We start from the raw sequence: 13,117 nt of genomic DNA on the forward strand, positions 1-13,117 counted from the left end.
GCCCGTCCCGTCACGGGGACGCGGGGCGCGACTCCCACTCCGCCAGCGTCACCACGTCCTTGAGGAAGCCCCGCATCCCGAGGAACGAGGACAGGTGCTCCCGGTGCTCCTCGCAGGCCAGCCACGTCTTGCGGCGCTCCGGCGTGTGCAGCTTCGGGTTGTTCCAGGCCAGCACCCAGACGGCGTCGGCCCGGCAGCCCTTGGCCGAACAGATGGGGGCCGTGGAGTTCTCGGCGGATTCCGGGGAGTTCACGGACTCAACCCTAGAGGGTGCCGGACGCGTACCCGGACGCGGGAATGGCGACGCCGGGCAGCCACGGGGGGAGCTGCCCGGCGTCGGTCCGTCGCTCCGACGGGGGATGCGGAGCGCTTTCAAAGTATGTCACGCACACCCTGCCGCGGTGCACCGGAACTTCATGATTGATCTGAGCTTTTCTTGAGCTTGGCTCCGCCGTGGGCTCAGCCGTGCTCCGCCGCATCCGAAGACCGGAAACCGCGTCCGGACTGCGGTGAGGGCGCCGCCGCACCGGCTTCCAGCGCCGGGTACGACTGGGGCGGCAGTACGAACGTGGACGGCAGCGCCGGGCTGGTCTCGCGGCCCGCGTTGGCGATGACGACGGCCACGTACGGCAGCAGCACCCCGAGACCGAGTGCCACGAACGCGATGTGCCGTTCCACGTTCCACAGGACCGCGGCGGCCACCACCGACACCGTGCGCACGCTCATCGAGATCACATAGCGGCGCTGTCTGCCGCGCACGTCCTCGGCGAGCCCCTGCCGGGCCCCCGTGATCCGGAAGACCTCCGCATCACCTTGTTTGCGCACCACGTCCCCACCAACCTTCCCCGGACCCGGACCGGCCGCTCCTACGCTACGCCCGGCATCCGGCGCGCACGAGACCGGGGCACGCCGTATGCGTACATTCCGCCCCCGTCCGCACGGACCCGCCCGACGTGCGGCGGGCCGCCGCAGCGCCGAGACTGGGCGGGACATGCGCGACACCGCGTCGCTCAAGGAGGCAGCATGGGCTGGTTGTGGGCAATCATCGTGGGCCTGGTGCTCGGACTGATCGCCAAGGCGATCCTGCCGGGCAAGCAGCAGATCCCCCTCTGGCTGACGGTCATCTTCGGCATGATCGGCAGCGTCCTCGGAAATGCCGTCGCCACTTGGATCGGCGTCAACGACACCAAGGGCATCGACTGGACGCGCCATGTGCTCCAGCTCATCGGCGCGGTGGTGGTGGTCGGTGTCGGCGACATGCTGTACGCCTCGCTCCGGGGCAACAGGCAGCGCACCTGAAACCGCGGGAACCGACGACAGCGGCCGGGCACGCACCACGCGCGCCCGGCCGCTGTCCTGCGGTAGGGATACGGCTCAGCCGGCCGTGACCTCGATCGCCGCCAGGTTCTTCTTGCCCCGGCGCAGCACCAGCCAGCGCCCGTGCAGCAGCTCCTCGCGGGCCGGGGCCGCCTCGCCGTCGACGGCCTTGACGTTGTTTACGTACGCGCCGCCCTCCTTGACCGTGCGCCGCGCCCCCGACTTGCTCGGTGCCAGACCGGCCTCCACCAGCAGGTCCACCAGCGGGCCCAGCTCGGTGACCCGGGCGTGCGGCACCTCGGACAGGGCGGCGCTCAGCGTCGCCTCGTCCAGCTCGCCGAGCTCACCCTGGCCGAACAGGGCCTTCGAGGCGGCGACGACCGCGGCGCACTGGTCCGCCCCGTGCACGAGCGTCGTCAGCTCCTCGGCCAGCGCGCGCTGCGCCGTCCGTGCCTGCGGGCGCTCCTCCGTGACCTTCTCCAGCTCCTCCAGCTCGGCCGGGGTCCGGAAGCTGAGGATGCGCATGTAGCGCGAGATGTCCCGGTCGTCCACGTTCAGCCAGAATTGGTAGAACGCGTACGGCGTCGTCATCCCGGCGTCGAGCCAGACGGCCCCGCCCTCCGACTTGCCGAACTTGGTGCCGTCCGCCTTCGTCATCAGCGGCGTCGCCAGCGCGTGCACCTCGGCTCCCGGCTCCAGGCGGTGGATGAGGTCCAGACCGGCCGTGAGGTTGCCCCACTGGTCGCTGCCGCCCTGCTGGAGGGTGCAGCCGTAGCGGCGGTACAGCTCCAGGAAGTCCATGCTCTGGAGCAGCTGGTAGCTGAACTCGGTGTAGCTGATGCCCTCGTCGGACTCCAGCCGGCGCGCGATGGACTCCTTGGTCAGCATCTTGTTGACCCGGAAGTGCTTGCCGATGTCCCGCAGGAACTCGATCGCGGACAGGCCCGCGGTCCAGTCCAGGTTGTTGACCATGACCGCGGCGTTCTCGCCCTCGAAGGACAGGAACGGCTCGATCTGCGCACGCAGCCGGGTCACCCACTGGCCGACGGTCTCCGGGTCGTTCAGCGTGCGCTCGGCGGTCGGCCGGGGGTCACCGATCTGACCGGTGGCCCCGCCGACCAGGGCGAGCGGCCGCAGCCCGGCCTGCTGGAGCCGGCGCATCGTGAGCACCTGCACCAGATGGCCGACGTGCAGGCTCGCCGCGGTGGGGTCGTAGCCGCAATAGAAGGTGACGGGACCGTCCGCGAGAGCCTTGCGCAATGCGTCCTCGTCGGTGGACTGGGCGAACAGCCCGCGCCACTTCAGCTCGTCGACGATGTCCGTCACGGTTCCAGTGCTCCTTAGGGCGATACGTTTGACGGTTCAGTCTAGGCGGGTCAGACGCCCCGGCTGACCGAGCTCATGTTGAAGTCCGGGACGCGCAGCGCGGGCATCGCGGCCCGGGTGAACCAGTCGCCCCACTCGCGCGGCAGCGTCTTCTCGGTGCGGCCCGCCTCGGTGGCCCGGGACAGCAGGTCGACGGGGGACTCGTTGAACCGGAAGTTGTTCACCTCGCCGACCACCTCGCCGTCGTCCACCAGGTAGACCCCGTCCCGGGTCAGCCCGGTCAGCAGCAGCGTGGCCGGGTCCACCTCGCGGATGTACCAGAGGCAGGTCAGCAGCAGCGCGCGGCCGGTCGTGGCGGCGGCCATCTCCTCCAGCGACCTCTCGCCCCCGCCCTCCAGGATGAGGTTGTCGACCGCCGGGGCGAGCGGCAGCCCGGTCAGGGCCGCGGTGTGCCGGGTCGTCGTCAGCCGCTCCAGGCGGCCGTCGGCGATCCAGTCGGTCCGGGCCAGCGGCAGCCCGTTGTCGAAGACCGAGGCCCCGTCCCCGGAGGAGTGCGCGAGGACGAAGGGCGCCGACTCCAGGCCCGGCGCGTGCGGGTCGCTGCGCAGGGTCAGCGGCAGCGGGGACAGCGTCTCGCCGAGCCGGGTACCGCCCCCCGGCTTGGAGAACACCGTCCGGCCCTCCGCCGCGTCCCGTGCCGTGGAGGACCAGAGCTGGTAGATCAGCAGGTCGGCGACCGCGGTCGGCGGCAGCAGCGTCTCGTACCGCCCGGCGGGCAGCTCGATCCGGCGCTCCGCCCAGCCGAGCCGCCGCGCCAGCTCCGCGTCCATCCCGGCCGGGTCCACGTCCTGGAAGTCCCGCGTGGAGCGGCCCGCCCAGGCGGACCGGGTGCGGTCGGGCGACTTGGCGTTCAGCTCCAGCGTGCCGTTCGGCTGGTCGTGGCGCAGCCGCAGCCCCGTGGAGGTGCCGAGGTACGTGGAGGTCATCTGGTGGTGGGCGAAGCCGTACAGCTCGCGCCCCCCGGCCCGGGCCCGGGCGAAGGCGTCCCCGAGAGCCGGCGCGAACGCGGCGAACACCTCGGAGCCCGTCTCGGCGGGAGCGTCCGTGAAGTCGGGCGACGCGGGCACCCCGGTGACCAGCGGCTGGGCGTCCTCGGCCGGTCCCGCGGCGCGCGCGGCGGCCTCGGCGGCCCGGACGAGCGGCTCCAGGTCGTCCGTCGTGACGGCGGCCCGGGACACCACCCCGGAGGCGGACCCCTCGGCGCCGTCGACCGTGGCGACGACGGTCAGGGTCCGGCCCCGGGTGACCCCGTTGGTGGTCAGGGTGTTGCCGGCCCAGCGCAGATTGGCCGACGACTTCTCGTCCGCGATGACCACACAGCCGTCGGCGTTCGACAGCCCGAGCGCCCGCTCGACGATCTCGTACGGCTTGCTGACGCGGCTCATCGCCCGGCCTCCTGCGTCGTGTTGAGACTGTGCTCTCCCGGGGGACGACCCCCGGGCCCCCGGCCGGCTCCGTGGTTGCCGCTCATCGCCCGGCCTCCTGCGTCGTATTCAGAATGTTCACGCCCCGGAACAGGGCCGACGGGCAGCCGTGGGACACCGCCGCGACCTGGCCCGGCTGGGCCTTGCCGCAGTTGAAGGCGCCGCCCAGCACGTACGTCTGCGGGCCGCCGACCTTCTCCATCGAGCCCCAGAAGTCCGTCGTCGTCGCCTGGTACGCGACATCGCGCAGCTGCCCGGCCAGGCGGCCGTTCTCGATGCGGAAGAACCGCTGCCCGGTGAACTGGAAGTTGTACCGCTGCATGTCGATGGACCACGACCGGTCCCCGACCACGTAGATCCCGCGCTCCACCCCGCCGATCAGGTCCTCCGTGGAGAGCCCGCCCGGGTCGGGCCGCAACGACACGTTCGCCATGCGCTGCACGGGGACGTGGCCGGGGGAGTCCGCGTAGGCGCAGCCGTTGGACCGGCCGAGACCCGTGAGCCTCGCGATCCGGCGGTCCGTCTGGTAGCCCACCAGCGTCCCGTCCTTCACCAGGTCCCAGGACTGCGCCTTGACGCCCTCGTCGTCGTAGCCGATCGTCGCGAGCCCGTGCTCGGCGGTGCGGTCGCCCGTCACGTTCATCACGGGCGAGCCGTACGCCAGCTTCCCCAGCTGGTCGAACGTCGCGAACGACGTCCCCGCGTAGGCCGCCTCGTAACCCAGCGCCCGGTCCAGCTCCGTGGCGTGTCCGATCGACTCGTGGATCGTCAGCCACAGGTTGGACGGGTCCACGACCAGGTCGTACGTCCCCGCCTCCACGCTCGGCGCCCGCATCTTCTCGGCCAGCAGCCCCGGGATGCGCTCCAGTTCGCCGGCCCAGTCCCAGCCGGTCCCGGTCAGGTACTCCCAGCCGCGCCCCACCGGCGGCGCGATGGTGCGCATCGAGTCGAACTCGCCGGTCGCGGAGTCCACCGCCACGGCCGTGAACTCCGGATGCACCCGGACCCGCTGCTGTGTGGTGACCGTGCCCGCCGTGTCCGCGTAGAACTTGTTCTCGTGCACGGCCATCAGTGAGGCGTCCACATGCGCCACGCCCTCGGCCGCCAGCAGCCTCGCACTCCACTCGGCGAGCAGCCCGGCCTTCTCCCCGGCGGGTACGTCGAAGGGGTCGACCTCGTACGCCGAGACCCAGGTGCGCTCCCCGTGCGAGGGCTCGTCCGCCAGCTCCACCCTCTCGTCCGAGCCCGCCGCCGCGATCACCTTCGCCGACAGCTTGGCCATCGCGACGGCCTGCGAGGCCACCCGGGCCGCCGCGTCCATCGTCAGGTCGACGCCCGAGGCGAACCCCCAGGCCCCGCCGTGCACGACCCGGACCGCGTACCCGAGGTCGGTGGTGTCGGAACCCCCGGCGGGCCGGGCGTCCCGCAGCCGCCAGGTGGCACTGCGCACCCGCTCGAACCGGAAGTCGGCGTGCGCCGCCCCGAGCGCCCGCGCCCGGGCGAGCGCCGCGTCGGCGAGGGCCCGTAGCGGAAGCGCCAGGAACGACTGATCTACCTCATGGGGCACGGGGCGGCCTCTCCTTCGCGGTCACATACCCTCGGATCGTTTACGAGGCAGTGAAGCACGGCCCGCGGCCCCGGCGCGGAGGAATTGTCCCGGCACGACCCGGGCCCCGGACTGTAGGAACCCGACAGTGCCCGGCCGGAGGCGCTGTCAGGGGCCGATTCTCCGCCGCGCGGACGGTACCGATAGGTTTCCGAGGTACCAGACCGCTAACGAAAGGGTGATCCGTTGAGCCGCTCGGTTCTCGTCACCGGAGGAAACCGGGGCATCGGCCTCGCCATCGCCCGCGCTTTCGCCGACAACGGTGACAAGGTCGCGATCACCTATCGTTCCGGCGAGCCGCCCGCCGAGCTCATCGAAGCCGGTGTCCTCGCGGTCCGCTGCGACATCACGGACCCGGAGCAGGTCGAGCAGGGCTACAAGGAGATCGAGGAGAAGCACGGCAACGTGGAGGTGCTGGTCGCCAACGCCGGCATCACCAAGGACCAGTTGCTGATGCGGATGTCCGAGGAGGACTTCACGTCCGTACTCGACACCAACCTCACCGGCACCTTCCGGGTCGTCAAGCGCGCCAACCGCGGCATGCTGCGCGCCAAGAAGGGCCGCGTCGTCCTGATCTCCTCCGTCGTCGGCCTCCTCGGCTCGGCGGGCCAGGCCAACTACGCCGCCTCCAAGGCCGGTCTGGTCGGATTCGCCCGGTCCCTGGCGCGCGAGCTGGGTTCGCGGAACATCACCTTCAACGTCGTCGCGCCCGGCTTCGTCGACACCGACATGACGCAGGTGCTCACCGAGGAGCAGCGCAAGGGCATCGTGGCCCAGGTGCCGCTCGCGCGTTACGCGCAGCCCGAGGAGATCGCCGCCGCGGTGCGCTTCCTCGCCTCCGACGACGCGTCGTACATCACTGGAGCCGTCATCCCCGTTGACGGCGGATTGGGCATGGGTCACTGATCACCATGAGCGGAATTCTCGACGGCAAGCGCATCCTCATCACCGGGGTGCTGATGGAGTCGTCCATCGCGTTCCACGCAGCCAAGGTGGCCCAGGAGCAGGGCGCGGAGGTCATCCTGACCGCCTTCCCGCGGCCGACCCTGACCGAGCGCATCGCCAAGAAGCTCCCCAAGCCCGCCAAGGTCATCGAGCTCGACGTGACCGACCAGGAGCACCTGGACCGCCTCGCCGGACTGGTCCGCGACGAGCTGGGCTCGCTGGACGGTGTGGTGCACTCCATCGGCTTCGCGCCGCAGGACGCGCTTGGCGGCAACTTCCTCAACACCCCGTTCGAGTCGGTCTCCACGGCGATGCACGTCTCGGCGTTCTCGCTGAAGTCGCTCGCCATGGCGTGCAAGCCGCTGATGAGCGAGGGCGGCTCGATCGTCGGCCTCACCTTCGACGCGCAGTTCGCCTGGCCGCAGTACGACTGGATGGGCCCGGCCAAGGCCGCCCTGGAGGCCACCTCCCGCTACCTGGCCCGCGACTTGGGCCCGGACGGCATCCGCTGCAACCTGATCTCGGCCGGGCCGCTCGGCTCCATGGCCGCGAAGTCCATCCCGGGCTTCGACGGGCTCGCCGACGTGTGGAACACCCGCGCGCCGCTGGCCTGGGACATGAAGGACCCGGAGCCGGCCGGTCGCGGCATCGTCGCGCTGCTGTCCGACTTCTTCCCGAGGACCACCGGCGAGATCATCCACGTCGACAGCGGCGTGCACATGATGGGCGCCTGACCCCTCGGGCCCGTACGTTCCGACCGCGCACCGTCCCCGGCGTCCTCCGGAGGCGGTGCGCGGTCGTTTCCCCGCTGCGCACGCCCTTGCCCCGCTCAGGTCGAAAAGCCGGACGATCCACCGCAGAATGTGGAGGAACCGGACTTCCGGCCAGGCGTGGGGAGGAGATCGCTGTGCGTCGCACACCTCACCGAACCCGGTCCTTGCTGGCCTCCGGCGCGGTCGTCGCCGCGCTGCTCGTCCCGGTCGGCCTGTACGCCGCCGGGCACGTCGGAGCCGCCGGGGCGGCCGCACCGCCCGCGCCCAGCCCCGAACCGGCCGGCTCCGAGTGCCGTACGTCCGTCGAGGGCTCCCGGGTCGTCGCCCACTGCCACAACCCGTACCCCTCGGCCGACCGCGTCCAGCTGCACACCGAGTGCGCCCGCTGGTGGGACGTGGACGCGGACTCCGCGCCGCTCACCGTCGCACCGGGCCGGACGGTGCGCCTGGCCGACCGCTGCTGGAAGGAAGTCGCCTCCGCCTGGGTCACCCACAGCACGGCGCCCAGAGCCTAGAGACCAGGGCTAGACCCGGTCCGCCAGGCAGTTGAACGCGTGGCTCGCGGCCTCCGTCGCCGCCGTCTCCGCGTCGCCCGCCCGGACCGCCTCGACCAGGCGGCTGTGGTCCATGTGGTTCTCCGGCCGCAGCTCCTGGCCGACGTCGCCGCGCAGATAGTCCCGCAGCAGGTCGCCCAGGTCCGCGTAGAGCCCCGTCAGCACGTCGTTGTGGGAAGCGGCCACCACGGCCAGGTGCAGCGTCGCGTCGGCGGCCACGAACGCCTCGGCGTCACCGGCCGCCCAGGTCTCCTCGCGCCGCCGCATCAGCGCGTCCAGCTGCTTCAGGTCCCGGTCGGTGCGCCGGACCGCGGCGAGGCGCGCCGCCGAGGACTCCAGGGTCGACCGGAGCTCGGCGATGTGGCGTGGGTCCGCCGCGGCGAACCGGCGGTGCATCACCCCGGCCAGCTCGCTGGTGGCGACCACATAGGTGCCCGAGCCCTGCCGGATGTCCAGCAGTCCGTTGTGCGCGAGCGCCCGGACCGCCTCCCGGACCGTGTTGCGGGCCACCCCCAGCTGCTCGACCAGCTCGGGTTCGGTCGGGATGCGGGAGCCCACCGGCCACTCGCCCGTGGTGATCTGGTTCCTCAGCTGGGCAATCACCTGGTCGGCGAGAGCCGAACGCCTCGGGGACGTCAGCGCCATGGTGCTCCTCGGTCGCAACTGCTCATGAGCCCCGATCCTCTCAGGGTCCGGTGGGCGGACGGAATGGACAACCAATCATCCCATGATTCTATGATGGCCTCATGCGTGACGAAGAGACGACTCCCCAGACCGCGACCGGGACCCTGAGCCCCGGCGCCCCGGCAGCCACCCGAGCCGACGCCGCCGCACCGCGGTCCGGCCCCGCGCCGTGGACGCTGCGCCTGGTCGCCATCGGGCTCGTCCTCACCGCGCTCAACCTCCGCCCCGCCATCACGAGCCTCGGCGCCCTCCTCGAAGAGGTCCGGGACGGGCTGCACATGAGCGGCAGCGTCGCGGGGGTACTCACCTCCGTGCCCCCGCTCTGCTTCGCGGTCTTCGGCGTCATGGCACCGCGCCTCGCCCGCCGCTTCGGCCCCGGTGCGGTGGTCTGCGCGGGCATGGTCGCGATCACGGCGGGCCTGGTGATCCGGCCCCTGGTCGGCGGCACGGCCGGCTTCCTGGCCGCCAGCGCCCTGGCCCTCATGGGCATCGCCGTCAGCAACGTCCTGATGCCGGTGATCGTCAAGCGCTGGTTCCCCGACCGTGTCGGCTCCATGACCGGCCTCTACTCCATGGCCCTGGCCCTCGGCACCTCGCTCGCCGCCGCCGTGACCGTGCCCCTGACCGACGCGATGGGCGGCAGCTGGGAGGCCGGCCTGGGCATCTGGGCCGTCCTGGCCGCCGCCGCGATCCTGCCCTGGCTCCCGCTCGTCCGGAGCCGGGCCACCGCGCACGAGCCCTCCGCCGCCGCGCAGCCGCAGGCCCCGGAGATCCGGATCACCCGCAGCCGGACCGCCTGGGCCCTCGCCTGCTTCTTCGGCCTCCAGGCCACCGCCGCGTACATCACCATGGGCTGGATGCCGCAGATCTTCCGGGACGCCGGGGTCTCCGCCGGTACCGCCGGCGTCCTGCTCGCGGTCACCATGGCCATGGGCGTCCCGCTCGCCTTCGTCATCCCGCGCGTCGCCGCCCGGATGCGCACCCAGGGCCCGATCGTCGTCTTCCTCGGCGCCTGCGGCCTGACCGGCTACGCGGGCCTCTACCTGGCCCCCTCCGGCGGCGCCTGGGCCTGGGCGCTGCTGCTGGGCATCTCGAACTGCGCGTTCCCGCTCGCCCTCACGATGATCGGCATGCGGGCCCGCAGCGGTGCCGGAGTGGTCCGGCTGTCCGCGTTCGCCCAGTCCACCGGCTACCTGATCTCCATCCCCGGGCCGCTCCTGGTCGGCGTGCTCTACCAGCACAGCGGCGGCTGGGGGGTGCCGATCGCGCTGATGGCCGCCCTGATGGTGCCGCAGATGGCCATGGGCGTCCTGGCCGGCCGGGACCGGACGATCGAGGACGAATCCTGAGATGCGAGACTGGGACCATGTCACCTGTGCTCGATCCGAACCCCCAGAACGGTCAGAAGAAGCTGCTCCTCGTCTTCGGGGCCATGCTGCTGATCACGGTCGTCGTCGGCGTCATCGCCGCCATCGCGTCCCCGTGACGCCCCGGCCCCGGCAGGGGTGGTGCTAGCACCCCCATCCCCTAGGGGGCCAGGGTCAGGGTGAAGTGGGTGGGTCACCGGATGGGAGCGACGCCCTCGCCTCCGTAGGTTCTGAGTACCAGAACCGACCACCCACGGAGGCGGACATGCCGGCCCGTACGCACACCACCCGTCCGGAGCCGAGCGGCGTCGGCGTGCGGCTGCCGTGGTGGGCGGTCGCGCTGCCCGCCGCCGCCTTCGCCGCGCTCCTGCTGCTGGTCGCCGGACCGGGCCAGGCGCAGGCCGCCACCGGCGAATCGGCGGCCGGCCAGTTGCTGCGGCACCTGGTGGAGCTGCTGACCCGCTGACCTCCGCGCCCGGGGGCACGAAGCCTCCAACACCCTGCGCCAGCTGGCGCGTTTCATGCGAAGCTGAAGTGTATGAGCGCCGATACACCTCGCAGGATCGTCCTTCTCAGGCATGCCAAGGCGGAATGGTCGCAGGAGTCCGACCACGAGCGGCCGCTGGCCGAGCGCGGCCGCATGGAGGCCCCCATGGTCGGCCGCAGGCTGGCCGATTCCGGGATCGTCTTCGACCTGGCCCTCTGCTCGACCGCCGTCAGAACGCGTGAGACGTGGAAACTGGCCGTGCACGAGATGCCCGAGCGCCCGAGGACCGTGTACGAGGAGCGGCTCTACGAGGCATCGCTCGGCGAGCTGATCGCCCTGGTGAACGAGACCCCGGACGACGTCGCCGACCTGCTGGTCATCGGCCACAACCCCGGCATGCACGCGCTCGCCGACGCCCTCTCCGGAAGCGGCGAGGGCGATGCGCTCTCCCGGATGGCGCGCGGCGGCTTCCCGACCGCCGCCTTCGCCGTGGTCGGGTTCACCGGCCCCTGGAAGACCGTCGAGCACGGCGTCGGCCGGCTCGCCGAGTACTGGACCCCCAACGACTGACCCGCCGCCCGCAGGGGAAGGGCCCCGGCACACACCGTGAGGTGCGCGCCGGGGCCCTTCCCGTACAGGAGCGGCGCGACCTACTCCACGAGGCCGTCGGCCGCCTCGACCTCCTCGCGGGTGACGCCTAGCAAATAGAGCACGGTGTCCAGGAACGGCACGTTCACCGCCGTGTGCGCGGCCTCGCGGACCACCGGCTTCGCGTTGAACGCGACCCCGAGCCCCGCCGTGTTCAGCATGTCCAGGTCATTGGCCCCGTCACCGATCGCCACCGTCTGCGCCAGCGGCACCCCCGCCTCGGCGGCGAAGCTCCGCAGCAGCCGGGCCTTGCCCGCCCGGTCCACGATGTCCCCGGTCACCCGGCCCGTGAGCTTCCCGTCCACGACCTCCAGCGTGTTGGCGGAGGCGAAGTCGAGCCCCAGGCGCTCCTTCAGGTCGTCGGTCACCTGCGTGAAACCGCCGGAGACCACGCCCACTTGGTAGCCGAGCCGCTTCAGCGTGCGGATCAGCGTCCGGGCCCCCGGGGTCAGCCGTACCTCGGAGCGGACCTTGTCCACCACGGACGCGTCGAGCCCCGCGAGCAGCGCCACCCGGGCGTGCAGCGACTGCTCGAAGTCCAGCTCGCCGCGCATCGCCCGCTCGGTCACCTCGGCGACCTCGGCCTCGCAGCCCGCGTGCGCCGCGAACAGCTCGATGACCTCGTCCTGGATCAGCGTCGAGTCGACGTCCATCACGACGAGCCGCTGCGCCCGGCGGCTCAGCCCCGCCGAGACGACCGCCACGTCCACGCCGATGCCCGCGGCCTCCGGCGCCAGTGCGGTGCGCAGCTCCTCGGTCCCCGTACCGGACACCGCGAACTCGACGGCCGTGACGGGGTACTTCGCCAGCCGGAAGATGCGGTCGATGTTCCCGCCGGTCGAAGTGATCCGGGCCGCTATGGCCGCCGTGGACTCCGCGGTCAGCGGGTGCCCCAGCACCGTGACATGGGAACGGCCGACGCCGCGCGGCCGGTTGTCGCCGGTGCCGGAGATGATCTCGGCCTGGAGCTTCAGCGACTCCGCCCAGCTGTGCACGGTGGCCCGCAGCTCGCCCTCGGTGGTCCCGCCCGCGGTGGGGGCGGTGACCAGCGCGCACAGGACGATGCGGCCCCGGGTCACGACCTGCTCGATGTCGACCACGTCGACCGAGTAGGCGGCGAGGGTGTCGAAGAGACCCGCGGTGATCCCGGGGCGGTCCTTCCCGAAGATCTTCACGAGAAGGGTCGGTACGTCCGGACCCTGCCGGGACGCGGCGGGCTCGGGAGACAGGGCGGGCTCAGGAGGCCGGGATACGCTCATGGTGTTTCCACCGTATCGGTCCCCGGGCACGCGCGGGCAGCCCGTCCCGAGTGCCGGACACCCGGGCACCCGCACCCGGTCCGTCCCCTTTCGCCTGGCAGCGCAGGTCTCGGTGCGGTCACCCTCGGTCGCCCGGCTTTCGTATCAGGGACTGCTCCTGGAATAGTTCCCCACGATGTTCAGCATCCCTAGACCCCCTGCGACGGGGGTGACACGGGGGACAACTAGTGGGGCGCGGAGTGCCGGAACTCGTACTGGAATTGAATGGCAGGACCTGGACGCTCGATCCGTCCAGGGCATACACCCTGGGACGTGACCCCCAGGGGGACATGGCGATCGACGACGCCAGAGTGTCGTGGCGGCACGCCACGATCAGCTGGAACGGGCGCAGTTGGTTCATCGAGGACCACGGCAGCACCAACGGCACGTACGTGCACGGTCAGCGGATCCACCAGATGGAGATCGCGGCCGGCTCCACCGTGAACCTGGGCAACGCCACCGACGGACCCCGCCTGAGCCTGAGCGCCGCGGACGTCTACAGCGGCCGGGCCGCCGGCCCCGCGCAGCCGCAGCAGACCCCGCCGCACCAGCCCCAGCAGGGCGGACCGGGCCGGCAGCAGCCGGCACCCCAGCAGCCCGTCGCGCCGCAGCAGCAGGGCTGGCAGCA

At 71.9% G+C, this 13,117-nt stretch carries 16 protein-coding genes; 9 read left to right on the forward strand and 7 right to left on the reverse strand.

Annotated elements, in window-relative coordinates; genetic code table 11:
- Positions 1–10: 10 nt before the first annotated feature.
- A complete protein-coding gene (locus G3I41_RS17755; RefSeq protein WP_164401198.1) occupies positions 11–253 on the reverse strand; it encodes a hypothetical protein in 243 nt (80 codons plus the stop codon).
- 206 nt (positions 254–459) lie between these two features.
- Positions 460–828, reverse strand: a complete 369-nt coding sequence (locus tag G3I41_RS17760; RefSeq protein ID WP_164401199.1) for a DUF3099 domain-containing protein — start codon at positions 826–828, stop codon at positions 460–462.
- A 195-nt stretch (positions 829–1,023) separates the two neighbouring features.
- On the opposite strand from G3I41_RS17760, the gene G3I41_RS17765 reads away from it, so the two are divergent.
- Positions 1,024–1,299 carry a GlsB/YeaQ/YmgE family stress response membrane protein gene (locus tag G3I41_RS17765; RefSeq protein WP_093709444.1) on the forward strand — a complete coding sequence of 92 codons (276 nt, stop codon included), beginning with the start codon at positions 1,024–1,026 and terminating at the stop codon, positions 1,297–1,299.
- A 75-nt stretch (positions 1,300–1,374) separates the two neighbouring features.
- Here the strand turns inward: G3I41_RS17765 and tyrS are convergent, their stop codons facing one another.
- From tyrS to G3I41_RS17780, 3 genes are all read right to left on the reverse strand, one after another.
- Positions 1,375–2,643: a tyrosine--tRNA ligase gene (tyrS, locus tag G3I41_RS17770; RefSeq protein ID WP_164401200.1), complete on the reverse strand. Its 1,269-nt coding sequence runs from the start codon at positions 2,641–2,643 to the stop codon at positions 1,375–1,377.
- Positions 2,644–2,693: 50 nt separating this feature from the next.
- Positions 2,694–4,088, reverse strand: coding sequence for a metallopeptidase TldD-related protein (locus G3I41_RS17775; protein ID WP_164401201.1), 1,395 nt, complete (start codon positions 4,086–4,088; stop codon positions 2,694–2,696).
- 82 nt (positions 4,089–4,170) lie between these two features.
- Positions 4,171–5,694, reverse strand: a complete 1,524-nt coding sequence (locus G3I41_RS17780; protein ID WP_164401202.1) for a TldD/PmbA family protein — start codon at positions 5,692–5,694, stop codon at positions 4,171–4,173.
- 225 nt (positions 5,695–5,919) lie between these two features.
- On the opposite strand from G3I41_RS17780, the gene fabG reads away from it, so the two are divergent.
- The 3 genes from fabG to G3I41_RS17795 all read left to right on the forward strand — a co-directional run bounded on the left by fabG (position 5,920) and on the right by G3I41_RS17795 (position 7,966).
- Positions 5,920–6,639 carry a 3-oxoacyl-[acyl-carrier-protein] reductase gene (gene fabG / locus G3I41_RS17785; protein ID WP_164401203.1) on the forward strand — a complete coding sequence of 240 codons (720 nt, stop codon included), beginning with the start codon at positions 5,920–5,922 and terminating at the stop codon, positions 6,637–6,639.
- Between the two features lie 5 nt (positions 6,640–6,644).
- Positions 6,645–7,412, forward strand: coding sequence for an enoyl-ACP reductase FabI (gene fabI, locus G3I41_RS17790; protein ID WP_111333260.1), 768 nt, complete (start codon positions 6,645–6,647; stop codon positions 7,410–7,412).
- Positions 7,413–7,585: 173 nt separating this feature from the next.
- The gene (locus tag G3I41_RS17795; RefSeq protein WP_164401204.1) at positions 7,586–7,966 is read left to right on the forward strand and encodes a hypothetical protein; all 381 of its coding nucleotides are present in this window, start codon (positions 7,586–7,588) and stop codon (positions 7,964–7,966) included.
- 9 nt (positions 7,967–7,975) lie between these two features.
- Here the strand turns inward: G3I41_RS17795 and G3I41_RS17800 are convergent, their stop codons facing one another.
- The gene (locus G3I41_RS17800) at positions 7,976–8,650 is read right to left on the reverse strand and encodes a FadR/GntR family transcriptional regulator (protein WP_164401205.1); all 675 of its coding nucleotides are present in this window, start codon (positions 8,648–8,650) and stop codon (positions 7,976–7,978) included.
- 101 nt (positions 8,651–8,751) lie between these two features.
- Between G3I41_RS17800 and G3I41_RS17805 the strand changes: the two genes are divergently transcribed.
- From G3I41_RS17805 to G3I41_RS17815, 4 genes are all read left to right on the forward strand, one after another.
- Positions 8,752–10,038, forward strand: coding sequence for a CynX/NimT family MFS transporter (locus G3I41_RS17805; RefSeq protein WP_164401206.1), 1,287 nt, complete (start codon positions 8,752–8,754; stop codon positions 10,036–10,038).
- Positions 10,039–10,064: 26 nt separating this feature from the next.
- Positions 10,065–10,175, forward strand: coding sequence for an SGM_5486 family transporter-associated protein (locus tag G3I41_RS37455; RefSeq protein ID WP_260697003.1), 111 nt, complete (start codon positions 10,065–10,067; stop codon positions 10,173–10,175).
- 146 nt (positions 10,176–10,321) lie between these two features.
- Positions 10,322–10,522 (forward strand): hypothetical protein, encoded by a 201-nt coding sequence (locus G3I41_RS17810; RefSeq protein WP_164401207.1) that lies wholly within the window; start codon positions 10,322–10,324, stop codon positions 10,520–10,522.
- A 72-nt stretch (positions 10,523–10,594) separates the two neighbouring features.
- Positions 10,595–11,113, forward strand: a complete 519-nt coding sequence (locus G3I41_RS17815; protein WP_164401208.1) for a histidine phosphatase family protein — start codon at positions 10,595–10,597, stop codon at positions 11,111–11,113.
- Between the two features lie 80 nt (positions 11,114–11,193).
- Here G3I41_RS17815 and serB read toward each other — a convergent pair whose 3' ends face one another.
- Positions 11,194–12,450: a phosphoserine phosphatase SerB gene (gene serB, locus G3I41_RS17820; protein WP_203601239.1), complete on the reverse strand. Its 1,257-nt coding sequence runs from the start codon at positions 12,448–12,450 to the stop codon at positions 11,194–11,196.
- Between the two features lie 227 nt (positions 12,451–12,677).
- Between serB and G3I41_RS17825 the strand changes: the two genes are divergently transcribed.
- The coding region (locus G3I41_RS17825) for an FHA domain-containing protein (RefSeq protein ID WP_164401210.1) at positions 12,678–13,117 on the forward strand (440 nt) is incomplete at its 3' end.

This window comes from Streptomyces sp. SID9727, assembly GCF_010550605.1.
GTDB lineage: Bacteria > Actinomycetota > Actinomycetes > Streptomycetales > Streptomycetaceae > Streptomyces.